The sequence below is a fragment of the Rhodospirillaceae bacterium genome (genome assembly GCA_018662005.1).
Taxonomy (GTDB): domain Bacteria; phylum Pseudomonadota; class Alphaproteobacteria; order Rhodospirillales; family JABHCV01; genus JACNJU01.
On sequence record JABJHA010000004.1, the window covers coordinates 116,734 to 138,404 of the forward strand.

Here is a 21,671-nt window from a genome sequence, read left to right on the forward strand (position 1 = left end):
CCCCAAACGCCCGGCAAGCCCCCCTGCCGGGCGTTTTTTTATGGGGCCAGCCGATAGCCGCCGGGTTCGGTAAGCAAAATGCGGGCGTTAGAAGGGTCTTCCTCGATTTTCTGGCGCAAGCGATAAACGTGGGTTTCCAGTGTATGTGTGGTAACCCCGGCATTATAACCCCAGACCTCGTCCAGTAGCACATCACGGCCAATAACCTTGCCGCCGGTCCGGTACAGGTACTTCAAAATCGCCGCCTCCTTATCGGTCAGACGAACTTTTTTATTGGTTTCGGTTTCCAGCAACAATTTGGCTCCCGGCTGGAAACTGTAGGGGCCGATGTTAAACACCGCATCATCGCTGCGTTCGTGCTGACGTATATGGGCCCGCAACCGGGCCAGCAAAACGCCAAGGCGGAACGGTTTGGTAATGTAATCGTTGGCCCCTGCGTCCAGGCCCAATATTGTGTCGGCGTCAGTGTCGGCACCTGTCAGCATAATAATCGGCGACTTGACGCCGCCGCGGCGCATCAGCCGGCAAACTTCCCGGCCATCCATGTCGGGAAGGCCAACATCTAGAATGATAACGTCAAAATAATCACTTTTTACAAGTTCAAGCGCCGCCGTCCCGCTGGTCGCAATGACCGGGACGAATTCCTCGTGCAACTGCAACTGCTCGCTGAGCATTTCCAGCAGCGGCGTTTCATCGTCGACAATCAGAACCTGTTTTCCGGTGCTCATATTTTTTCCTGTCCAAAGGATATATAATGGTTTTAAACCGCTTCAAGCCAAGATCACAAAACATTTAATTGCGCCTTTAAGGGTTTTCCTTTTGGGGGTATGGTCCCGGTTACTGGAAATTTGGCCTCATTAACATGCCGCACCGCTTCAAACTCATCCAAATGCCTGCCTCACGCGAACCCGTATCCCTGCTGGCTGTTGACCGCTGTGTGTCGGAGTTGCGCCGTGGTCGCATGGTCTGTGTGCGTGGTGGTGGCGGTGTTTCGGCCCTGGTTCAGGCGGCAGAGGCTGTCACCGATGACGGGCTGGAAAAGCTCAAAACAGTTGCCCAGCAACAACCGGTGCTGGCCATTACCCTCAGGCGTGCCCTGATTTTAAGCCTGATCGACGCCGCAGACCAAAAGTCCCCGGCCATTGCACTAAGCTGTGCCAAGGGCTGGCAAGCCGAAGCTGTCCTTGAATTGGCCGATCCGCTTTCCAACTTTGATTTTGAAAAAGGTCATTCCGGCGATCTAGATGTGAAGAGCGCAAAAACCTACGGCTGCGCCGCCGCCGCCATCGGGCTTGCCAAGATTGCCCGCCTATTGCCAGCCGCCATGGTTGCCGAAATCAGCGATCCCGATGCCGAAGATGTTGATGCCTGGGCGATTCGCCATGGCTTGCTGGTCGTCGATGCCGGGGACGTCTTCCAGTACGAACACACCCAGGCGCGAACCTTGAAAGCAGTCAGCGAGGCAAGCGTACCACTGCTCGATTCCCAGGACGCCCGCATTATCGCCTTCAGGCCCGATGATGGCGGCCTTGAGCATCTTGCCATTATCATTGGTGCCCCGGATGACAAGCGGCCGGTCCTGACGCGTCTGCATTCGGAATGTTTTACCGGCGATTTGCTGGGCAGCCTCAGGTGTGATTGCGGCGATCAGTTGCGCGGCGCAATCAATGAAATCGCCTCTGCCGGTGGTGGCGTTCTCTTGTATCTGGCCCAGGAAGGGCGCGGCATCGGCTTGGTAAACAAATTGCGTGCTTATGAACTTCAAGATCGCGGTTTCGATACCATGGACGCCAACGAGCAACTGGGATTCGACGCGGACGAGCGAATCTATCTACCCGCTGCCGAAATGCTCAACCAGCTTGGTTTTTCTTCGGTTCGACTATTGACCAATAACCCGGCAAAGATCGAAGCCTTAAGCGCCTGCGGTGTGGAAATCGTTGAGCGGGTCGAACACGCCTTCCCCGCCAACCAGCACAATGAGCAGTACCTGAAAACTAAGGCAGCGCGTGGCGGCCACCTGATTTAAGGCCGGACAGGCGCTTTTTGCCCTGGTGTGGCGGCAGTTCTTGCCGCCGGGCCCGGTTTTCTTCGCGATTTTTCCGACAACTTATTGATTTATATGATTTTTTAGTTGGCACGCCGCTTGCGTATTAACAGGCGACATTAAAATGTGATCAAACTGAAGTGAACACAAGAAATGATAGACGGGCCAATCGAAACAACAAGCTCCCAATCCGTATTGCCGACGCCAAGAACGTCGCTGCAAAACATTGGCGAGAAACGCGATAAGGACGAAGAGGGCCGTGAAGGCAATTCGTTCCAGGCCTTTGGTGCGGATGGTTTTACTTTCCTCGACTTCCTCGACATCATCAATCCTTTGCAACACATTCCTGTGGTCAGCACTGTCTATCGGGAAATGACCGGTGACGAGATCGATCCCGGTGCCCGCATTGCCGGGGGCACCCTGTTTGGCGGGCCAATCGGTGCGACCGTTGCGCTGGTTGATGTCGCCGTCGAACAAAGCTCTGGACAGGACATGGGCGATCATATGATGGCCCTGTTCACGGGCGAGGATGAACAAGGTGACGGCGTCGTCCTTGCCAATTCGCCTCCGCCTGCCGATTTTGTTACCGCCGCCGGGGTCAGCGCCGAAGAACTGGCGGACGCCGCAGGACCCATTACCACCAATGCCGAGGTTCTTGAGTGGGCGCGGCGCGAAACCAGCCGCATGTCGGTAAATGATGATCAGGCGCGCCTGAAAACACCGGCCGCAGAGACCGTTGATATTGCCACCAATGTAGAAGTCCTGAACTGGGCCCGCAAGGAAGCCGCCTTGTCTCTTTCCGATGTTGAAACTGCCGATGCGACAACCCTGGATCAACGCAAAGCCGAACAGCAACTGAACACGCAAGACAAACAGGCAGCCCTGAGCACCGCCATCGCCCTGGGCCGCGATCAGTCGCAACTTAACGGCGCTGCCGCCCCGCTTGGTGGCTGGTTCTCCGAAACCATGCTGATTGCCTTGGCTAAATATGATGATAGCGCCCAACTGGGCAAGCCCGCCGCCGACCGGCGCGTCGAGGAATCCAGCAACCAGACCGAATAATCTTCGATCGTTCCCTGATTTCAGATAAAATCCCCATATGGAAATACTTGTCGACAGCCATGGCTTCGCCTCCTGGACCGACGCTGCAGGAACGCCTCATAAAGCACGTTGCGCCCTTGGGCGCAGTGGTATCGGTGATAAGATTTCAGAAGGCGACGGCCACACCCCTATCGGTCGCTTTCCCTTGCGCCGTGTCATGGTTCGAGGCGACAGGGTCCCGGCTGTGCACACTGCACTGCCGGTTTCACAATTAAGCAAAGCCGACGGCTGGTGCGATGATCCGGCCTCTGCCGATTACAACAAGCCCGTCACCCTACCCCATCCGGCGCGCCATGAAGAGCTGTGGCGGGACGACGCCGTTTATGACGTGATCGTCGAAATTGGCTGCAACGATGACCCTGTGGTGGCCGGCAAAGGCAGCGCAATTTTCATGCACGTCGCCAAGCCCGGCTATACCCCGACAGAAGGCTGTGTCGCCTTGGCTCTGAAAGACTTGCTGGCGTTGTTGACGGCTTGTGGCACAGACAGTGTGCTTGTTGTTGATCGTTAGGGTAATTGCCCCTCATTAGAGTTCAAGTCCCTCAAGCGCCCGGCGTTCGCTCCGCTCTCTTGGCTTTTTAGGCCTCTGGAAGTCAAATTTCAATTGGCAGCAGGTACCCGGATTATAAAAACCGGGCTGCTGTTGCCATGCCAGTCTTGACTTCCAGAGGCCTCGCCACCCGAAGGGTGCGAAGCCAAGAGGCCCGAGGCCTCGCCCGGCGCTTGAGGGGCTTAAACACTAATGAGCGGGAACTCTATTCCCTTTCCCCGAAGATCGCCGTGCCGACGCGGACATGAGTTGCGCCAAAACGCACGGCGACAGGATAATCGGCGCTCATGCCCATGCTCAGTTGCTCAAGGCCGTTACGTTCGGCAATTTGCGCCAGCAAGGCGAAATGCAGGGAGGGCTCTTCGTCAACGGGCGGGATACACATCAAGCCGCGCACGGGAAGCTTTAACTGATCACGGCAAAGGGCGATAAAATCATCGGCCTCAAGGGGTTTCACCCCGGCTTTCTGATCCTCCTCGCCGGTATTGACCTGTATCATGCAGTCGGGCCTTAGACCTGTTTCTTCCATAATGCGGGCCAGGGCGCGGGCCAGTTTCGGCCTGTCAACGGTTTCGATAACATCAAACAAGCCAACAGCCTGACGCACCTTGTTGCTTTGCAGCGGGCCGATTAGATGTAGGCGCACATCGCTATGGTCGCGCTTTAATTGCGGCCATTTATCGACCGCCTCCTGAACCCGGTTTTCGCCAAAAATCCGCTGACCGGCTGCCAGCACTTCAAGGATCGCCTCTGCCGGCTTGGTCTTTGATACCGCGACCAAATTGACAGAGCCCGGGTCACGCCCGGCTTCCTGCGCGACGGCGGTAAGTTCGTCGCGGACCCGATCAAGGTTGCCGGGGCGGTCAGTTTCGTTATTATTTTCGCCAGTCATCGGGAAATCTCGTGTCATGAAAGATCAGTAAAAACCGTTGCGAACCCTAACAGACCCACAGCACAGGCGAAAGCTGCCGTTAACGATTTTAATGACTGACAGCGCCCGCCTGAAAAACCCGCTACCGGCGGCGCGCGCCCTCGCCCCCGGTAGCGCCGTCATCCTTCGCCATTACGATGACAAAAACCGGGCCGGGCTGGCGCGCCAACTCATCGCCCTTTGTCGGCCCCGCCATATTCTTGTCCTTGTTGCAGGTGACGCCCGCCTTGCCCTGTCCACAGGCGCTGATGGCCTGCACCTGCCCGAGGCCATGATGGCCCGGCGGCGCCAGCTATTGCGCCCCTCGATGTTGCTTTCGGTCGCCGCTCACTCGCCAAAATCCCTTGCGAAGGCGGCGAAGGCGGGTGCGGATTTCGCCTTGCTATCACCGGTGTTGCCGACAAAAAGTCATCCTGGGGATAGCACAATCGGCATCCTTCGTTTTGCCGCCTGGGCGTTACGAGCCCCACTTGCTGTTTACGCGATGGGCGGTATCAATGATCAAAATGTCCGTCGCCTTGGCGGCTCCGGGGCTGTCGGCTGGGCAGCCATTGAGGGTTTAAGCAAAAATCTGGATGTGGCGCGTTGATAACTGGCTATAGTGCCGCGCAAATCTTTCGTATATTAAAGGGATTGAAAATTGAGGAGTTTGCTTCGGCATGAATGATTTAGTCACAAAGAACCGCGACATGCTCAATTCTGTTGCCTCGACGCGGTACCTGCTGCTCGTTCTGTGCGCCGCCGCCAGCCTGTTTGTTAGCGCTTGCACCGAAGGTGAGCCTGCCGGTGAAGGCCCGACAACAACAAGCGGCGTCAACATGAAAGATCAGAGCACAAATGGCGGCCTTTTTGGAGAAGGCGGCATTTTCGCGGATGATCCTTACGCCGACGGTCGCTCAATCGGGGTGAACAGCTTTTTGTGGCGGGCCTCGCTTGATACGATTTCCTTTATGCCCGTCAGTTCTGCCGACCCTTTCGGCGGCGTCATCATCACCGATTGGTATTCCGCAGGACAGGCGCCCAACGAACGCTTCAAGCTGAATGTCTATATTCTTGGGCGGGCGCTGCGGGCCGACGGGGTCCGGGTCGCTGTTTTTCGCCAAGTTCTTAATGCCCAGGGCGGCTGGCGCGATATGGCCATCGGTGACACGACGGCAACAAAAATCGAAGACTCCATCCTGACCCGGGCGCGCCAGCTCAGGAATGAAATTTTACGGGCCCAATAGCGGAAATCAATCAACGCACATGTCGAACTATAATTCCAGGGAGACCGAAGCCAAGTGGCAGGCGGCGTGGGAAAGCAAAGGCGCTTTCAATGTCACCGAGGATCCTTCCAAACCAAAATACTACGTGCTGGAAATGTTTCCCTATCCATCGGGCCGCATTCACATGGGTCACGTTCGCAACTACACCCTGGGCGACCTGGTTGCCCGCTATAAAAAAGCGCGCGGCTTTAACGTCCTTCACCCCATGGGCTGGGACGCCTTTGGCTTACCGGCGGAAAACGCCGCCATCGCCAACAATGTGCCGCCCGCCCAGTGGACCCGCGACAACATCACATCCATGCGTAGCCAGCTTAAAAGCATGGGCCTGTCTTATGACTGGAACCGTGAGCTCGCCACCTGCGAGCCGGACTATTACCGTCACGAACAAAAAATGTTCCTGGATTTTCTGGAGGCCGGTCTGGTCTACAGAAAGGAATCCTGGGTCAACTGGGACCCGGTTGAAAACACCGTCCTTGCCAACGAACAGGTCATTGATGGCAAGGGCTGGCGTTCCGGCGCCGATGTGGAAAAGCGCAAGCTGTCCCAATGGTTCCTGAAAATCACCGAATACGCCGATGATTTACTCGAAACCATTAAAGAACTGGAACGCTGGCCGGACCGGGTCCGCCTGATGCAGGAAAACTGGATTGGCCGCTCCGAAGGGGCGCATATTCGTTTCAAGATCGTCGATCGTGATGACAGTCTGGAAGTTTTCACAACCCGTCACGACACCCTGTATGGTGCGTCGTTTATGGCCATTGCCGCCAATCACCCGCTGGCCCAGGAGCTGGCCGGGAGCAACCCCAAGCTGGGCGACTTCATTGTCGAGTGCAATCGTCTGGGAACCAGCGAGGCCGCCATCGAAACCGCCGAGAAAATCGGCGTCGATACGGGCCTTGAGGTTGTTCACCCATTCGATCCGGAAAAGAAACTGCCTGTCTATGCGGCCAATTTTGTTCTCATGGATTATGGTACCGGCGCGATCTTCGGTTGCCCGGCCCACGATCAGCGCGATCTGGATTTCGCCCGCAAGTACGATCTGGACGTGACCCCTGTCGTCGCCCCAAGAGATGCCGATCCGGCCACCTTCAGCGTAGTGAGCGAAGCCTTTGTAGAAGATGGTGTGCTGATCAATTCGGATTTTCTTGATGGCATGAGCGTACCCGAAGCCAAGGCCGCTGCGGCGCAAAGGCTTGTTGATACCGACAGCGGAGAATCTACCGTAAACTTCCGTCTGCGCGACTGGGGCGTATCGCGCCAGCGCTATTGGGGCTGCCCGATCCCTGTCGTCCATTGCGACGGGTGCGGCATCGTTCCCGTTCCGGCCGATCAATTGCCCGTCGCCCTGCCCGAAGACGTCAATTTCGACAAACCTGGCAATCCGCTGACGCATCACCCGACCTGGAAGCATGTGGATTGCCCAAAATGCAACAAACCGGCTGAACGCGAAACCGATACATTCGATACGTTTTTCGAATCATCCTGGTATTTTGCTCGCTTCTGCTCAGCCCAGTCTGATCAGGCCTTCACCCGTGAGGCGGCGGATTACTGGCTGCCTGTCGATCAATATATCGGCGGCATTGAACATGCCGTGCTGCATTTACTGTATTCGCGCTTTTTCACCCGCGCCTTAAAACAATGTGGCTATCTGGGCATTAAAGAGCCATTCGCCGGGCTGATGACCCAAGGCATGATCTGCCATGAGACCTACAGGGACGATACGGGTAACTGGTTGTTGCCCGAGGAGGCGGAGGCCGCTTCTGGCCCGATCACCCGTGGCCGTTCGGAAAAAATGAGCAAGTCAAAAAAGAACGTCGTCGACCCGGAAAACATCATTAGTGAATACGGCGCCGATACGGCCCGCTTGTTCATGTTGTCGGACAGCCCGCCCGATCGCGATCTTGACTGGACCGACAGTGGCATTGATGGGGCCTGGCGCTACGTCAACCGTTTATGGCGGATGATGAGTGAACCTAAGGTAGCACTTGCAAATACCGGCAGCCCCCAACCAGACACGCTTTCAGAAGCCGCCGATGCGGCGCACCGGGCCATCCATAAAACCGTCGCAGCTGTTTCAGGCGATCTTGATAAATTTCACTTCAACAAAGCCGTTGCCCGCATTCGGGAGCTGACAAATGTTCTCGACGCCCTTGAGTGCGACGAGGCTGGTGTCGATTGGGTTTTGCGGGAAGGCTATGAAACCGTTGTCCGGTTGATCGGGCCGATGATGCCCCATATCGCCGAGGAGTTATGGCAACAACTGGGTCACGACGTTATGCTGACCGACACCGCCTGGCCGGAAGTTGACGAAACCCTGCTTGTCGAAGACACTGCGACTGTCGCCATTCAGGTCAACGGCAAACTGCGTGGCACCGTCGACCTGCCCAAAGGTTGTGACGCCAAGGAAGCAGAAAAAATCGCCCTTTCTCTGCCACGTGTTGCCGAGGCCGTTGAAGGCAAGGACATTCGCAAAGTGATTGTCGTGCCCGACAGGATTATCAATGTTGTCATCTGAGTCACCCCGCCAGCGCCTTGTTCGGTTTTGCGTCGTCATCCTTGTCGCTCTGCTTGTTGGCGCTTGTGGTTTCCGGCCCCTTTACGGCAGACACGGCGCGGGCATTGTTCCCGCCGAGCAATATCTCGCCCGCATAGAAATCAGGCAAATTGAAAATCGCATTGGTCAGCAGCTGCGCAATAATCTGCTCAGCCGCCTAAACCCAAAGGGTTCGCCGGACCGACCGTTGTATTCCCTGTCAATCACCATCTCAGAGTCCGTTTCCAGCCTGGGGATTAAGAAATCGGCTGTCGTGACGCGTGGGAATCTTAGGGTTTCGGCGGAGTACACAATGGTAAAGTTGCATTTAAATGAAGAGGTGGCGGACGAGAAAGAAGCCCTGGCCAGCGGGTCTGTGCTGGCGACCAGCAGCTACGATATTCCCCAGGCCCAGTATGCAGTCCTGGCAGCCCTTAAGGACGCCCGGGCCCGCGCTGTCAAAGAGCTTGCCGACGATATCAGGACCCGGCTTGCCGTTTATTTTAAACAAAACCCCGAAAGCTTATAGCCTTCAGCAAAAAGGCCCCTTCACGTGAAAATAACCGGCGCTCGCCAAGACAGTTTTATTGCCAAACCCGACCCGGCCATCGTCTGCGTTCTGCTTTACGGGCCTGACCGGGGGCTGGTTAGCGAACGGGCCCGAAAATTATCGGCCACCGTCGTCGAGGCCCCTGACGATCCCTTTCGCGTCGTCGAAATGACGGGCGCCAATCTGAAAGCTGACCCGGCCCGGCTTCTTGACGAGGCCCAGTCTATGGCTTTTGGTGGCGAGCGCAGATTGCTTAAGCTGCGTGACATTGGCGACGCCGCGAGTAAGACACTCAAGGAATTTCTTCACGTCGCAACCGCTTCGGACGCCCTGCTTGTTGTCGAGGCGGCTGAGCTCGGTCCACGCTCAAGCCTTCGTAAACTCTGCGAGAGCGAAAAAAATGCTGCCGCCATCGCCTGCTATAGCGATGATACAGGCAGCCTTACCAGGGTCATCGGCGAAACCCTTGGCGCCCACGACCTGAAACCATCCCGTGACGCCGTGGCCTATTTGACCGGTAGCCTGGGTTCGGATCGCAGCGTCAGTCGTGGCGAACTTGAAAAACTTGCCCTTTATATGGGCGGACCGGGCACTGTTGAGCTGGGTGATGCCATGGCCGCTATTGGCGACAGCGCGGCAACGGCGCTTGATGATATCAGCCTGTCGGCTGGCTCCGGTGATCGGGCCGGGCTCGACAAAGCCTTGTCCAGGGCCTTCGACGAGGGCTCACACCCTGTTCAGATCCTGCGCGCTGTCGCCCGTCATTTCCTGCGCCTGCATTTGGCTGCCGGACTGGTCACTGGCGGCAAAAACCCCGATCAGGCAATGAAATCACTGAAACCGCCCGTCATGTTCATGCAGGCAGATCGTTTTCGCACACAGCTGCAACGCTGGAAACCCGCTCACCTGAACGAGGCGCTGGATATTCTCAGTGAAGCGGAAATGGACTGTAAAACCACCGGCATGCCCGTAGAGGCTGTTTGTAGCCGCGCCCTGATGCGGATCGCCCAGGCCGCGCGCCATTGATTCGGCTACAAAACTAATATTCAGCTGCTGCCGTCGCCGGTAATTTCGGCATCGCGGATCACACCCAGATCATCATCAGGGACACCAGCGCCCAGCAGCGGTTTTTGTTTGTGACTCAGGCGGGCAAGCACATCATCAAGCTGGGCCAGATCTGTGTAATGAACGGTCAGGGAGCCATGGCCGTCTTTAAAGCGAATATCAACTTTCAGGCCAAGCAGGTCCGACATGTCCCGCTCAAGGGCTAAAGTATCGGGGTCTTTCGATACGGTCCGGGCCGCAGGCTTGCTGCCGCCGGTATTTTCTTTTTTCACCAACTGCTCTGTTTGGCGGACGTTAAGTCCTTGTTTTAAAACGGTTTTTGCCAACGCAACGGGATCGTTTGCGGTTAAAAGGGCGCGACCGTGTCCGGCGCTCAGCTGCCCGGTATCAATCATCTTCTTAAGCGCGTCCGGCAAGCCCAATAGCCGCATGGTGTTGGCGACATGACTGCGGCTTTTGCCCATGGCCTTGGCCAGGTCTTCCTGGGTATGGGTGAATTCGTCCATCAGGCGCTGATAGCCCTCTGCCTCTTCAAGCGGCGACAGGTCCTGTCGTTGCAGGTTTTCGACCAGTGCAATTTCCAGGGTTTCCTGATCGTTCAGGTCCTTGATAATCACCGGCACTTCATGCAGCTTGGCCCTTTGCGCCGCTCGCCAGCGCCGCTCACCGGCAATGATCTCGTAAGCGTTTGGCCCCTCTTCGTCGCCAAGACGGCGGACCAGCAAAGGCTGCAGGATGCCCTTTTCAGATATAGAGCGGCTCAGCTCCTCAATCTGTTCGTCGTCCATAATATGGCGCGGCTGATACTTGCCCGGCTGCAGAAATTCGATCGCTATGGTCTTGGTCGAGCGAACCTTGTCGAGAGCGGCATAATCCTCGCCGCCATCACCCAACAATGCCGACAGGCCGCGCCCGAGTTTGCGTTTTTTATCTTCTGGCGGGGTCATTTCGCCTGCTCCTTACGTTCGCGTCTGATCACTTCCCCGGCCAGATGCAGGTACGCCTGGGAGCCGGCACAGGCCAGATCATAAACAAGAACCGGGCGACCGTAAGACGGGGCCTCCGAGATCCGGACATTGCGCGGGATCACCGTGTTGTAGACCTTGTCGCCAAAAAATTCACGGACATCACTGGCGACCTGATCAGACAGGTTGTTGCGCTTGTCAAACATGGTCAGGACAATGCCCTGTAATTCCAGATCCGGGTTAAAGCCGTTGCGGATACGCTCAATTGATTTCATCAGGTGACTGATGCCTTCAAGGGCGAAAAATTCACACTGCAGTGGCACCAGCACCGCTTGCGCCGCAGCCAGGGCGTTGATCGTCAACAAGCCCAGGGCAGGCGGGCTATCAATCAGAACATAATCATAGAGGCCGTTCTCTCCGCCCGCGTCGGCGACTGGTGCCAATGCCCGTCGTAAACTGAATTCACGCCCCTCCACATCGACAAGCTCAATCTCGGCGCCGCTCAAATCCATCCCCGAGGGGACAATGTCAAGGCCCGGAATATCCGTCGGCTGAATGGCTTCGGCAAGGGTAATCTGTTCCATCACCACATGATAGGTATTGCGGGTGCGGGCCTCCCGACTGACTCCCAGGCCGGTGCTGGCGTTGCCTTGCGGATCAAGGTCAATAAGCAGGACCTTCTTTTTGATCGCCGCCAGCGCCGTCGCCAGATTTATCGCTGTCGTTGTCTTGCCGACGCCGCCCTTTTGGTTGGCGATGGCAATAATGCGCGTCTTGCCGCCTTGCCATCCCAAGGGTGTCGTTGCAGCCGTAGAGTGGGTTTTCGCCGTGTTTTCAGCCATCATGTCAGCCAGCACGCCTTGCTATTTTTTCCAATTTGAGGATCGTCCCGGAAGGATCCGTTTGACTCTGGATTTTAGACACCTGCATCATCCAGTTTTTCACCGTAAGGGTCAATTCCTGATCGGCTTTTTTGCCCTTCAAAAACAAACAAACCGAACCATCGCCAAGGAACGGTTCGGCCAGGCCTAGTAATTTGTCCAATGGGGCCAGGGCGCGCGCGGTGACGACATCGACGCAGTCCGGCGCAACCTCTTCAATGCGGCGGCTTTCAAGGCGCACCGTCGCGTCTGTCCCGGTCACCCGCATGGCCTCGGCCAAAAAGGCGCATTTTCGTCCATCGCTCTCCACCAGCGTCACCTGGGGCCCGCCCATGATCGCCAGCACCAGGCCCGGAAAACCGGCGCCGCTGCCAAAATCCATGATCCGACAGTCCGGTTTCGGCAGCAAAGGAAATAGCTGAGCCGAATCAAGCATATGGCGCTGCCACAGGTCGGGGATGGTTGCCGGTCCGACAAGGTTGATCTTCTTCTGCCATTTTTCCAAAAGATCCGCATAAAGCTGCAAACGGCCCAGGGTTTCTGCCGTGACGCCGGTCAATTCCTGAAATTGTTTCACGTGAAACATTACGCTGAAAGCTTGTCACGACGGCGGACATGGGTCAGCAGGGTTGTCAGCGCCGCCGGGGTGACGCCGGAAATTCTTCCGGCCGCCGCCAGGGTTGCCGGTCGCGCCTGTTCCAGTTTGCTAACGGCCTCGCTGGACAGGCCGGGCAGGGCGGCAAAATCAAGGTCACCGGGGAGTTCGAGCGCCCCGTCACGGCGGAAGGCGCTGACATCGGCCTCCTGCCTTTTCAGGTAACTGCTGTAACGGGCGTCAATTTCCATTTGTTCGGCAATCTTGCCCTCAAGTTCGGCCAGCTGCGGCCACAGGGTGGCGAGGGCGGCGCGATCAATACCCGGATAAGCGAGCAGTTCGCGGGCGCTGCGGCGGACCCCGTCCTGATTAACCCTGATGCCGTGGTCGGCAAGCAGGTTGGGGGTTGCCGACAGGCCATCGAGCAAGGTGCGGGCTGCTTCAAGGGCTTGGGATTTGTCCGTAAACGCTTTGCTTCTGGCAGGGTCGACAAGGCCCAGCGCCATGCCTTTACGGGTCAGTCGCTGGTCTGCGTTATCGGCCCGCAAGGCCAGTCGGTATTCGGCACGCGATGTAAACATCCGGTAGGGCTCTTCGGTGCCAAGGGTAACAAGGTCGTCGATCATCACGCCGATGTAAGCATCGGCACGGTCCAGGGTGAAAAAATCAACGGCTTTGTTGCCGACGCGTCCGGCCAGCAAAGCGGCGTTAACGCCGGCCATCAGGCCCTGCGCCGCGGCTTCTTCATAGCCGGTGGTGCCGTTGATCTGTCCGGCCAGAAACAGGCCCGCGGCTTTACTGACCTGCAGGGCGGGAGTCAATTCGCGCGGATCGACAAAATCATATTCGATGGCGTAACCGGGCTGCATCATGACCGCCCGCTCAAGGCCGGGAATGGTTTTCAGCAAGGCCAGCTGGATATCTTCCGGAAGCGAAGTGGAAATGCCGTTGGGATAGACGGTCGGGTCGTCCAGCCCTTCCGGTTCAAGGAAGATCTGATGGCGGTCGCGACCGGCGAAGCGCACCACCTTGTCTTCAATGGACGGGCAATAGCGCGGCCCGGTGCCTTCGATCTGGCCAGAATACAAGGGCGCCCGGTCAAGGTTTTCTGAAATCAGGGCATGGGTGGCCGCCGTGGTGCCGGTGATATGGCAGGGGATTTGCGGAATGTCGATCTTGTCGGTAAGGAAGGAGAACGGGGTCGGCGGGGTGTCGCCCAGCTGTTCCTGGAGGCCGGAATAATCAATGGTGCGACCATCAAGGCGGGGCGGGGTGCCGGTTTTCAACCGCCCGAGCCTGAGGCCCAACCGTTCGATACTTTCGGCGAGACCGATAGTCGGCGCTTCGCCAACCCGGCCCGCCGCTGTTTTCCTCGTCCCCAGGTGGATAACGCCCCTGAGAAAGGTCCCCGTTGTGATGACCACGGCGGCGGCTTTTATCTCCACCCCGTCAGCCGTCACCACGCCCGATACGCCGCCATCTGAATCAAACATCAGGTCTTCTGCTGCCGCCGCGACAATGCTCAGCCCGGATTGCGCGGACAGCAACGCCTGGACGGCGCGCTTATAGAGTTTTCGGTCGGCCTGGGCGCGGGGCCCCTGAACCGCCGGCCCCTTGCGCCGGTTGAGCATACGAAACTGGATCCCGGCGCGGTCAATGGCACGCCCCATAATACCGTCCAGGGCATCGACTTCGCGCACCAGCTGTCCCTTGGCGAGGCCGCCAACGGCAGGGTTACAGGACATTTCGCCAATGGTGTCGGTGCGATGGGTCAGAAGCAGAGTCGCCGCGCCCATACGGGCCGCCGCCGCCGCCGCTTCCGTTCCGGCGTGACCGCCGCCGATCACAATAACATCATATGACTGTTTCAAGGCTTCAACCATGGCCGGAATGTAGGCACGACGGTCCCCGGAGTCAAAGCATTCAAGCGCCAGAATGTTTCACGTGAAACATTGGCAACAGAACCTGCCGAAAATGATTCCGTTTTGTTCTTCGATTCGGACTCGCAACGTCGACGCGCCCTCGATTCGGCTGAGCAACGGTTACTTGCCGATGCAGAATTCCGAAAAAATAACGTCAAGCAGGTCTTCCACATCGACGCGCCCGGTAATGCGGCCCAGTTCCCGTGAGGCCAGGCGCAGGTCCTCTCCCATTAATTCAGGCTCTCCGGCCTCAGCAGCGCGGGCGAGAGCCTGACGGCAGGTGGTCAAGGCGCTGCGGTGGCGCTGCCGGGTCAGCCCGGCCCCTTCGCCAGCCATTCGTTCGGCCGCTTCGCTTTGCAAAGCGTCCAGCAGGGTATCAAGGCCGCTACCGGTTTTCGCAGAAACCGCAAAGGCCGGGCACTTTTCGATGTGCCCGGGCAGGGGGCTGGTAACCAGATCAGCTTTGTTGAGGACGACAAGGGTGTCGGCGTCAATCAGGTCAAGGGTCAGGGCGTCCAGGCCGCCGTCCGTGTCCAGGTCTGTGGCATCGAACACCGCCAGCTTCATGTCGGCGTCACCGGCCCGCTCGCGCGCCCGGCGCACCCCTTCTGTCTCGATGCTGTCCCTGGCCTCGCGCAATCCCGCCGTATCGGCTGCGATGACCGGATAGCCGCCAAGATCGAGATGGACATCGATAACATCGCGGGTCGTCCCGGCAATATCACTGACAATCGCCGCGTCGCGTTTGGCGAGCCGGTTGAGAAGGCTCGATTTACCGGCGTTTGGCGGACCAACAATGGCCAGATAAAGCCCGGCACGCAGGCGCTCACCGCGGTGGCCGTCATCAAGATGGGCGGCGATTTGCCGATTCAGATCGGCCGTAATGGCAAGCGCCTCGCCAAGCAGATCATCGGGGATATCTTCATCTGAAAAATCGATATCGGCTTCAGTCAGGGCCTGGGCCCGGGTCAACTGTGCTGCCCAGCCATCATACAGACGGCCCAGCTCACCGCGAGACTGGCGCTGGGCCTGGCGGCGCTGGGCGTCTGTTTCGGCGTCAATCAGGTCGGCCAGGCCCTCTGCGGCAGTCAGGTCAAATTTGCCGTTCTCGAAAGCCCGGCGTGAGAATTCCCCGGCTTCGGCAGGGCGCAAACCCGGTAGCCCCGAAAGGGCGTCAACGATAGCGCCGATCACCGCCGGGCCGCCATGAAGATGCAGCTCAACCACGTCCTCGCCGGTGAAGCTGGCGGGGGCCGGAAACCAAAGGGCGAGGCCGTCATCGAGAACGGTATCTTTATTTTTGGGACACCGGAAGCTGGTTCTTGTCGCCTGACGCGGTGACGGCAAGGGTCCGGCGCTCAGACGTTGCAGCGCCTTACCTGAACCGGGACCGGACAGGCGAATGACCGCGATACCGGCGCGCCCGGCTCCGCTGGCCAGCGCAAAAATGGCCTCCTCCACGCTCATTCATCATCCTTAAGCATCAGGCGCTCGACCGGTTTGCCATCCTGAAGGTGTTGCTCAAGAATTTCATCAACATCATCGCGGGTTTCCATGCGGTACCAGATGCCTCCCGGATAAACCACCACCACCGGGCCCAGCTCGCAGCGATCAAGGCAGCCGGCGGAATTGATTCGGATTCCCAACAACCCCAGTTCCTTGGCCCGGACCTTCATGTAGTCGCGTAATTTAACAGAGCCCCGCGCCGCGCACGAGCCGCGCGGATGTGTCTCGGGTCGTTGGTTCGTGCAGCAAAAAACATGCAGCCGATAATAGCTCATTTTGTGTCTTTGCCTTCTTTGCCGGGAGTCATTTGTGAGAAGAACATTTTCTGCATCTGCTCGAAGCTTTCCATACCGGCGGGCAGCCAGGTTTTGAACAGGGCGTCCGGGCCCATTGAATCAAGGCCCTCTTTCATGCGCTGTTCCACTTCATCCATCATCGCCTTTTGCATGGGCTGGACATCAGGCAGGCCGAAGAAGGCGCGGGCCTCTTCAGGGGTGCAATCAATATCGAAGGTAATTTTCATCAGTCTTGCTCCATAATTAATTTAGGACTTGTTTCTGAACCCGTAACACACAAAATGTAAATCACAAAAAGCTGATATAAGAGATTCCCCATGAACCGCAATCTATTAGACCAGGAAACCAGCCCGTACTTGCTGCAGCACCGCGCCAATCCGGTGCATTGGCAACCGTGGGGCGAGGACGCCCTGCAGGCGGCCAGGAAAGGCAATAAGCCGATCCTGCTATCGATTGGCTACTCGGCCTGCCACTGGTGTCACGTCATGGCCCATGAGAGCTTCGAGGATGAGGCCATCGCCGGGGTCATGAACGATCTTTTCATCAACATCAAGGTCGACCGGGAAGAGCGCCCGGACCTGGATGTCATTTACCAGTCGGCGCTGGCGCTGATGGGCGAGCAGGGCGGCTGGCCTCTGACCATGTTCCTGACCCCCGAAGGAGAGCCCTTTTGGGGTGGCACCTATTTTCCGGCAACTCCACGTTACGGTCGTCCGGCCTTTCCTGATTTGCTGAAACAGATATCCAATACCTACGACAGCCAACGGGATCGCATCGCCGAAAGCGTCGTGGCGCTGAAGACGGCCCTTGAACAGCTCTCCAAACCAGCCGGTGGGCCGGGCTTGAGCTTCCCCCTGCTCGACGAGGCCGCCGCCATCGCCCAAAGTGCGACTGACTCCGTTTGGGGTGGCACCCAGGGTGCGCCGAAATTCCCGCAGGTCAGTTTTTTTCAGTTTCTCTGGCGCTCATCCTTGCGTACCGGCAGGAAAGATTACGCAGACAGCGTCACACTTTTGCTGGAACGCATGTGCCAGGGCGGCATCTACGACCACATCGGCGGAGGATTCGCCCGCTATGCCACCGACGAGATCTGGCTGGCCCCGCATTTCGAGAAGATGCTTTACGACAATGCCCAGCTCATTGAGCTGATGGCCGATGTGTGGCGGGTGACGAAGAACCCGTTGCTGGAAATCCGCATCGCTGAAACCATCGACTGGTGCCTGCGCGAGATGATTGTTGAAGATGACACTGGGGAAGGTTTCGCTTTCGCCAGCGCCCTTGACGCCGACGCCGAAGGCGAAGAAGGGCGCTTTACGGTCTGGAGCGCGGCTCAGATCGACAGCGTGCTGGGCGAGCGATCCGAACACTTCAAAGCCGTCTATGATGTCACCCCGGGCGGTAACTGGGAAGGCAAGAACATCCTCAATCGTAACGCCAGCGACGATACCCGCAGGCTCGGAGACAACGCCCTTGAGGAAATGCTGACAGGTTGCCGCGCGGCGTTGCTGAAAGTCCGCGACGATCGCGTCTGGCCCGAACGTGACCACAAGGCGCTGGCCGACTGGAACGCCATGATGATCGCCGCCCTCGCCCACAGTGGCAACCTGTTGGGTCGCCGCGACTGGACCCATCATGCCGAGGCGGTGTTCGACTTTGTTTGCCGCAACATGATTGAAGACGGCCGCTTTCGTCATTCCTGGCGTGACGGAAAAGCCCGCCATACCGCCGTGCTCGATGACTACGCCCACATGATCCGGGCCGCCCTGGTCCTGTATGAAGCGACGGCAAATGGTGTCTATCTGGATCAGGCCGAAGCCTGGATGGCCATCGTCAACGGCCGCTATTGGGACGCAGACGGTGGCGGTTATTTTCTCAGCGCGGATGACACCACCGATGTTATCACCCGCTCCAAAACCATCGCCGATAACGCCGTGCCCTCTGGTAATGGCGTGATGGCGGAAGTCCTGGCCCGGCTTTACCTGTTAGGCGGCAAAGAAGATTACCGGGAACAGGCGGAGCGGTTGATCCGCACATTCTCAAGCTCACAGGCCCGCAATCTGGTCAGCTTGCCCGGCCTGATGATGGGTTATGAAATCCTTGAGCGCGCTTTATGCATCGTCATCGTTGGCGATGATGACGGCCTGTTGCGCGCCGCCCGCGAAGCAGCGCCGCCGTGGCGGGTGATCCTGAGGCTCGCTCCCGGAGCTGATTTGCCGCAAGGCCATCCGGCCCACGGCAAAACCGGGACGGGCCAACCCACAGCCTTCGTTTGCACAGCCGGCACCTGCAGCTTGCCGGTGACCGCCGCAGAAGACTTGAGAGATCATCTGGCAAAGCTGTAGACTGTCGGTCATGTATTTCCAAGCCATCAAAAGCCCGATTGGTCCGCTCACCCTGTTTGCCGATGAAGAGGCCCTTGTCGCCCTTGAGTTCGGGCAAGGGCCGGAAGGTGCGGGCTCGGCCCTTCTTAAGGACGCACAAGCACAGCTGAAAGCCTATTTCGCGGGCAAGCTGAAACGTTTTGACCTGCCCCTGAACGCTCCTGGCACGCCGTTTCAAAAATCTGTATGGCACCTTATGCGCGAAATTCCTTATGGCGTTACGCGCAGTTACGGCGATCTGGCCTATGATCTGGACAGCGGCCCGCGTGCCGTCGGCGGCGCTTGTGGCAAAAACCCCATTGCCATTATTGTCCCCTGTCACCGGGTGGTCGCTGCGGGAGAAAAAATAGGCGGATTTAGCGGTGGCACGGGCATCGATACCAAAACATCGCTACTGCGCCTTGAGGGCGTCACCTTTTAAACTTTCAAACAATCGATAGGAACAAGACCATGACCAAGGCCATTTGTATTCACGAAACCGGCGGACCCGATGTTCTCAAATGGGAAGACGTCGATGTTGGCGAGCCCGGCCCCGGTCAAGCGCGCGTTCGCCATACCGCCGTCGGCCTGAACTATATCGATGTCTACGGGCGCACCGGCTTGTACCCACTACCCGCGCTACCCCATGCGCTGGGCATGGAGGCCGCAGGGACAGTCGAAGCCATTGGCGAAGGCGTCAGCGAAGTCGCCGTCGGTGATCGCGTCGCCTATGTCATAGCGCCTCCCGGCGCCTACGCCCAGGAGCGGCTGGTTCCTGCCGACAGACTGGTCAAATTGCCCGACAACATTTCAGAGGATACGGCGGCGGCGATGATGCTGCAGGGCATGACCGCCCAATACCTGTTGCGCCAGACCTATAACGTCAAGCCGGGCGATAGCATCCTGATCCACGCCGCGGCTGGCGGCGTCGGCCTGATCGTCTGCCAGTGGGCCAAACATCTGGGGGCCACGGTCATCGGCACCGTCGGCAGTGATGAAAAGGCGGAGCTGGCGAAAGCCCACGGTTGTGACCATGCAATCGTTTACACCCGTGAAAACTTCAAGGACCGGGTTGAAGAGATCACCGACGGCGAAGGCGTCAACGTGGTTTATGATTCCATCGGCAAGGACACCTTCATGGACTCACTGGATTGCCTGAAGCCGCTGGGCATGATGGTCACCTTTGGCAATGCCACCGGCCCGGTCGATCCGTTTTCGCCCGGCCTTTTGGCGCAAAAAGGCTCGTTGTTCATCACCCGGCCAACCCTGTTTACCTACATGGCCAAACGCGAAGATCTGATGGCCATGGCCGCAGACTTGTTCGAGGTGGTTTCATCGGGGGTGGTGAAAATCGAGATTAACCAGACCTATGACCTGAAAGACACGGCCCAGGCTCACACCGACCTTGAGGCCCGCAAAACAACGGGTTCGACGATCCTGAAACCCTGATCGATTCGGCAGGAAAACAAAAAAGGCCGGAGCCCCTGACTTTAGGGTTCCGGCCTTAAATTTGTTCTGAAATCACCTAGTTGGCGATTTTCGGCTTCAGGGTCTGCAGGATTTGCAGCGACTGGCCCATCTTCGACATGTTGCTGGTCTTGTGGCCGTCATCATGGATCGCCATGCCAGCCATCAGGTCCTTCATCAGGACGTCCTTTTGCTCGGCGCTCAGGTGCTGATTGTTCTCCAGCGCCTTGACGGCGGCAGGGTAGTCTTCGGTGCCGCTACAGGCCAGTGCTGACGTTGAAACCGTCAGGGCCATGATCGCGGCGGTTAAGAAGTAACGCATGGAAAAATCTCCTAAGTGTTCATCGAGTCAAAGAAATCATCGTTGGTCTTGGATTCCTTGAGCTTGCCATTAAGGAACTCCATCGCATCGACAACACCCATGGGCATCAGGATACGACGCAGGACCCACATTTTAGATAGGGTGCCCTGATCAACAAGCAATTCTTCTTTTCGGGTTCCGGACTTGGTAATGTCGATGGACGGCCAGACACGCTTGTCGGACAATTTGCGATCAAGGATGATTTCCGAGTTACCGGTGCCCTTGAATTCTTCAAAAATAACCTCGTCCATACGCGAGCCCGTATCGATAAGAGCGGTGGAAATGATCGTCAGCGAGCCGCCTTCCTCGATATTCCGGGCTGCGCCAAAGAAGCGCTTCGGCTTTTGCAGGGCGTTGGCGTCAACACCACCGGTCAGCACCTTGCCCGAACTGGGTACACAGGTGTTGTAGGCGCGGGCCAGTCGGGTGATGGAATCTAGCAGAATAATAACGTCGCGCTTGTGCTCAACCAGTCTCTTGGCCTTGGAGATGACCATCTCGGCAACCTGAACGTGGCGGCTGGCGGGCTCATCAAAGGTCGAGCTGACAACCTCACCTTTGACCGAGCGGGACATGTCGGTGACTTCTTCTGGGCGCTCATCAATGAGCAGCACGATCAGGTAGCATTCGGGATGATTAACGGCGATGGCTTGGGCGATGTTTTGCAGCATTACCGTTTTACCGGTCCTGGGCGGGGCGACAACCAGGGCGCGCTGCCCTTTGCCGATTGGTGAAATCAAATCGATGATGCGCGAGGTACGGTCCTTGGCCGTCGGGTCATCGACTTCCATTTTCAGGGCTTCGTCCGGATAAAGCGGCGTCAGGTTATCAAAATTAATGCGATGGCGAACCTTGTCAGGCTCTTCAAAATTGATCTCGTTGACCTTAAGCAGGGCAAAATACCTCTCGCCGTCCTTGGGTGAGCGGATCTGGCCCTCAACCGTATCGCCGGTACGCAGGGAAAAGCGCCTGACCTGGCTTGGACTAACATAAATGTCATCGGGGCCGGGAAGGTAGTTGGCCTCGGCGCTACGCAGGAAGCCGAAGCCATCCTGCAGCACTTCGATGACGCCATCGCCAAAAATGGCGACGTCGTTTTCGGCGAGCCTTTTGAGAATGGCGAACAACATGTCCTGTTTGCGCAATGTGGAGGCGTTTTCAATTTCGAGTTCTTCGGCATAAGCGAGAAGCTCTGCCGGAGGTTTGGATTTCAGTTCTTTGAGATTCATGGGAGCTCTTTTTTTGGAAGTTGAACGGCTTTGGGAAAAGCCATTGCGGG

The 21,671-nt window shown here is 57.7% G+C and carries 22 protein-coding genes; 11 read left to right on the forward strand and 11 right to left on the reverse strand.

Annotated features, from left to right (window positions below; translation table 11 throughout):
* Positions 1–38: 38 nt before the first annotated feature.
* Complete coding sequence (locus HOL66_01810) at positions 39–728, reverse strand: response regulator transcription factor (protein ID MBT5242961.1); 690 nt, start codon at positions 726–728, stop codon at positions 39–41.
* A 134-nt stretch (positions 729–862) separates the two neighbouring features.
* On the opposite strand from HOL66_01810, the gene ribA reads away from it, so the two are divergent.
* From ribA to HOL66_01825, 3 genes are all read left to right on the forward strand, one after another.
* Complete coding sequence (ribA, locus tag HOL66_01815) at positions 863–2,026, forward strand: GTP cyclohydrolase II (protein MBT5242962.1); 1,164 nt, start codon at positions 863–865, stop codon at positions 2,024–2,026.
* 171 nt (positions 2,027–2,197) lie between these two features.
* Positions 2,198–3,106: a hypothetical protein gene (locus tag HOL66_01820; GenBank protein MBT5242963.1), complete on the forward strand. Its 909-nt coding sequence runs from the start codon at positions 2,198–2,200 to the stop codon at positions 3,104–3,106.
* 37 nt (positions 3,107–3,143) lie between these two features.
* Complete coding sequence (locus HOL66_01825) at positions 3,144–3,656, forward strand: L,D-transpeptidase family protein (GenBank protein ID MBT5242964.1); 513 nt, start codon at positions 3,144–3,146, stop codon at positions 3,654–3,656.
* Between the two features lie 244 nt (positions 3,657–3,900).
* Here HOL66_01825 and HOL66_01830 read toward each other — a convergent pair whose 3' ends face one another.
* Positions 3,901–4,587, reverse strand: coding sequence for a YggS family pyridoxal phosphate-dependent enzyme (locus HOL66_01830; protein ID MBT5242965.1), 687 nt, complete (start codon positions 4,585–4,587; stop codon positions 3,901–3,903).
* A 91-nt stretch (positions 4,588–4,678) separates the two neighbouring features.
* Between HOL66_01830 and HOL66_01835 the strand changes: the two genes are divergently transcribed.
* The 5 genes from HOL66_01835 to HOL66_01855 all read left to right on the forward strand — a co-directional run bounded on the left by HOL66_01835 (position 4,679) and on the right by HOL66_01855 (position 10,000).
* Entirely contained in the window at positions 4,679–5,215 is a 537-nt protein-coding gene (locus tag HOL66_01835; protein ID MBT5242966.1) for a thiamine phosphate synthase, read from the forward strand.
* A gap of 100 nt (positions 5,216–5,315) precedes the next feature.
* Positions 5,316–5,852, forward strand: a complete 537-nt coding sequence (locus HOL66_01840) for a DUF3576 domain-containing protein (protein MBT5242967.1) — start codon at positions 5,316–5,318, stop codon at positions 5,850–5,852.
* Between the two features lie 19 nt (positions 5,853–5,871).
* Positions 5,872–8,406: a leucine--tRNA ligase gene (locus HOL66_01845; GenBank protein ID MBT5242968.1), complete on the forward strand. Its 2,535-nt coding sequence runs from the start codon at positions 5,872–5,874 to the stop codon at positions 8,404–8,406.
* Positions 8,393–8,953 (forward strand): hypothetical protein, encoded by a 561-nt coding sequence (locus HOL66_01850; GenBank protein MBT5242969.1) that lies wholly within the window; start codon positions 8,393–8,395, stop codon positions 8,951–8,953. The genes HOL66_01845 and HOL66_01850 overlap by 14 nt, the downstream gene beginning before the upstream one ends.
* A 24-nt stretch (positions 8,954–8,977) precedes the next feature.
* A complete protein-coding gene (locus HOL66_01855; GenBank protein MBT5242970.1) occupies positions 8,978–10,000 on the forward strand; it encodes a DNA polymerase III subunit delta in 1,023 nt (340 codons plus the stop codon).
* A gap of 20 nt (positions 10,001–10,020) precedes the next feature.
* On the opposite strand, the gene HOL66_01860 is transcribed toward HOL66_01855, so the two are convergent.
* The 7 genes from HOL66_01860 to HOL66_01890 all read right to left on the reverse strand — a co-directional run bounded on the left by HOL66_01860 (position 10,021) and on the right by HOL66_01890 (position 16,431).
* Positions 10,021–10,986 carry a ParB/RepB/Spo0J family partition protein gene (locus HOL66_01860; GenBank protein MBT5242971.1) on the reverse strand — a complete coding sequence of 322 codons (966 nt, stop codon included), beginning with the start codon at positions 10,984–10,986 and terminating at the stop codon, positions 10,021–10,023.
* Positions 10,983–11,846: a ParA family protein gene (locus HOL66_01865; protein MBT5242972.1), complete on the reverse strand. Its 864-nt coding sequence runs from the start codon at positions 11,844–11,846 to the stop codon at positions 10,983–10,985. The genes HOL66_01860 and HOL66_01865 overlap by 4 nt, the downstream gene beginning before the upstream one ends.
* A gap of 4 nt (positions 11,847–11,850) precedes the next feature.
* Positions 11,851–12,471, reverse strand: coding sequence for a 16S rRNA (guanine(527)-N(7))-methyltransferase RsmG (gene rsmG / locus HOL66_01870; protein ID MBT5242973.1), 621 nt, complete (start codon positions 12,469–12,471; stop codon positions 11,851–11,853).
* Complete coding sequence (gene mnmG, locus HOL66_01875) at positions 12,471–14,351, reverse strand: tRNA uridine-5-carboxymethylaminomethyl(34) synthesis enzyme MnmG (GenBank protein ID MBT5242974.1); 1,881 nt, start codon at positions 14,349–14,351, stop codon at positions 12,471–12,473. The genes rsmG and mnmG overlap by 1 nt, the downstream gene beginning before the upstream one ends.
* Positions 14,352–14,522: 171 nt before the next feature.
* Positions 14,523–15,869, reverse strand: a complete 1,347-nt coding sequence (gene mnmE, locus HOL66_01880) for a tRNA uridine-5-carboxymethylaminomethyl(34) synthesis GTPase MnmE (protein ID MBT5242975.1) — start codon at positions 15,867–15,869, stop codon at positions 14,523–14,525.
* Positions 15,866–16,183 carry a (2Fe-2S) ferredoxin domain-containing protein gene (locus tag HOL66_01885; GenBank protein MBT5242976.1) on the reverse strand — a complete coding sequence of 106 codons (318 nt, stop codon included), beginning with the start codon at positions 16,181–16,183 and terminating at the stop codon, positions 15,866–15,868. Before HOL66_01885 ends, mnmE begins: the two co-directional genes overlap by 4 nt.
* Positions 16,180–16,431, reverse strand: a complete 252-nt coding sequence (locus tag HOL66_01890) for a hypothetical protein (GenBank protein ID MBT5242977.1) — start codon at positions 16,429–16,431, stop codon at positions 16,180–16,182. Before HOL66_01890 ends, HOL66_01885 begins: the two co-directional genes overlap by 4 nt.
* A gap of 90 nt (positions 16,432–16,521) precedes the next feature.
* Here HOL66_01890 and HOL66_01895 point away from each other — a divergent pair, with 90 nt between their 5' ends.
* The 3 genes from HOL66_01895 to HOL66_01905 are packed head-to-tail and all read left to right on the forward strand — an operon-like array spanning position 16,522 to position 20,013.
* On the forward strand, positions 16,522–18,546 hold the full coding sequence (locus HOL66_01895; protein MBT5242978.1) for a thioredoxin domain-containing protein: 2,025 nt from the start codon (positions 16,522–16,524) through the stop codon (positions 18,544–18,546).
* A 10-nt stretch (positions 18,547–18,556) separates the two neighbouring features.
* Positions 18,557–19,006, forward strand: coding sequence for a methylated-DNA--[protein]-cysteine S-methyltransferase (locus HOL66_01900; GenBank protein ID MBT5242979.1), 450 nt, complete (start codon positions 18,557–18,559; stop codon positions 19,004–19,006).
* Positions 19,007–19,035: 29 nt separating this feature from the next.
* Positions 19,036–20,013 carry a quinone oxidoreductase gene (locus tag HOL66_01905; protein MBT5242980.1) on the forward strand — a complete coding sequence of 326 codons (978 nt, stop codon included), beginning with the start codon at positions 19,036–19,038 and terminating at the stop codon, positions 20,011–20,013.
* 76 nt (positions 20,014–20,089) lie between these two features.
* On the opposite strand, the gene HOL66_01910 is transcribed toward HOL66_01905, so the two are convergent.
* Both HOL66_01910 and rho read right to left on the reverse strand, forming a co-directional pair.
* Complete coding sequence (locus HOL66_01910) at positions 20,090–20,353, reverse strand: hypothetical protein (GenBank protein ID MBT5242981.1); 264 nt, start codon at positions 20,351–20,353, stop codon at positions 20,090–20,092.
* An 11-nt stretch (positions 20,354–20,364) separates the two neighbouring features.
* Complete coding sequence (rho, locus tag HOL66_01915; protein ID MBT5242982.1) at positions 20,365–21,621, reverse strand: transcription termination factor Rho; 1,257 nt, start codon at positions 21,619–21,621, stop codon at positions 20,365–20,367.
* Between the last annotated feature and the right edge of the window lie 50 nt (positions 21,622–21,671).

Coding starts and splice junctions, on each gene's coding strand:
- HOL66_01810 (MBT5242961.1), bottom strand. CDS start 728: ATGAGCACCGGAAAACAGGTTCTGATTGTCGACGATGAAACGCCGCTG.
- ribA (MBT5242962.1), top strand. CDS start 863: ATGCCGCACCGCTTCAAACTCATCCAAATGCCTGCCTCACGCGAACCC.
- HOL66_01820 (MBT5242963.1), top strand. CDS start 2,198: ATGATAGACGGGCCAATCGAAACAACAAGCTCCCAATCCGTATTGCCG.
- HOL66_01825 (MBT5242964.1), top strand. CDS start 3,144: ATGGAAATACTTGTCGACAGCCATGGCTTCGCCTCCTGGACCGACGCT.
- HOL66_01830 (MBT5242965.1), bottom strand. CDS start 4,587: ATGACTGGCGAAAATAATAACGAAACTGACCGCCCCGGCAACCTTGAT.
- HOL66_01835 (MBT5242966.1), top strand. CDS start 4,679: ATGACTGACAGCGCCCGCCTGAAAAACCCGCTACCGGCGGCGCGCGCC.
- HOL66_01840 (MBT5242967.1), top strand. CDS start 5,316: ATGCTCAATTCTGTTGCCTCGACGCGGTACCTGCTGCTCGTTCTGTGC.
- HOL66_01845 (MBT5242968.1), top strand. CDS start 5,872: ATGTCGAACTATAATTCCAGGGAGACCGAAGCCAAGTGGCAGGCGGCG.
- HOL66_01850 (MBT5242969.1), top strand. CDS start 8,393: ATGTTGTCATCTGAGTCACCCCGCCAGCGCCTTGTTCGGTTTTGCGTC.
- HOL66_01860 (MBT5242971.1), bottom strand. CDS start 10,986: ATGACCCCGCCAGAAGATAAAAAACGCAAACTCGGGCGCGGCCTGTCG.
- HOL66_01865 (MBT5242972.1), bottom strand. CDS start 11,846: ATGGCTGAAAACACGGCGAAAACCCACTCTACGGCTGCAACGACACCC.
- rsmG (MBT5242973.1), bottom strand. CDS start 12,471: ATGTTTCACGTGAAACAATTTCAGGAATTGACCGGCGTCACGGCAGAA.
- mnmE (MBT5242975.1), bottom strand. CDS start 15,869: ATGAGCGTGGAGGAGGCCATTTTTGCGCTGGCCAGCGGAGCCGGGCGC.
- HOL66_01885 (MBT5242976.1), bottom strand. CDS start 16,183: ATGAGCTATTATCGGCTGCATGTTTTTTGCTGCACGAACCAACGACCC.
- HOL66_01890 (MBT5242977.1), bottom strand. CDS start 16,431: ATGAAAATTACCTTCGATATTGATTGCACCCCTGAAGAGGCCCGCGCC.
- HOL66_01895 (MBT5242978.1), top strand. CDS start 16,522: ATGAACCGCAATCTATTAGACCAGGAAACCAGCCCGTACTTGCTGCAG.
- HOL66_01900 (MBT5242979.1), top strand. CDS start 18,557: ATGTATTTCCAAGCCATCAAAAGCCCGATTGGTCCGCTCACCCTGTTT.
- HOL66_01905 (MBT5242980.1), top strand. CDS start 19,036: ATGACCAAGGCCATTTGTATTCACGAAACCGGCGGACCCGATGTTCTC.
- HOL66_01910 (MBT5242981.1), bottom strand. CDS start 20,353: ATGCGTTACTTCTTAACCGCCGCGATCATGGCCCTGACGGTTTCAACG.
- rho (MBT5242982.1), bottom strand. CDS start 21,621: ATGAATCTCAAAGAACTGAAATCCAAACCTCCGGCAGAGCTTCTCGCT.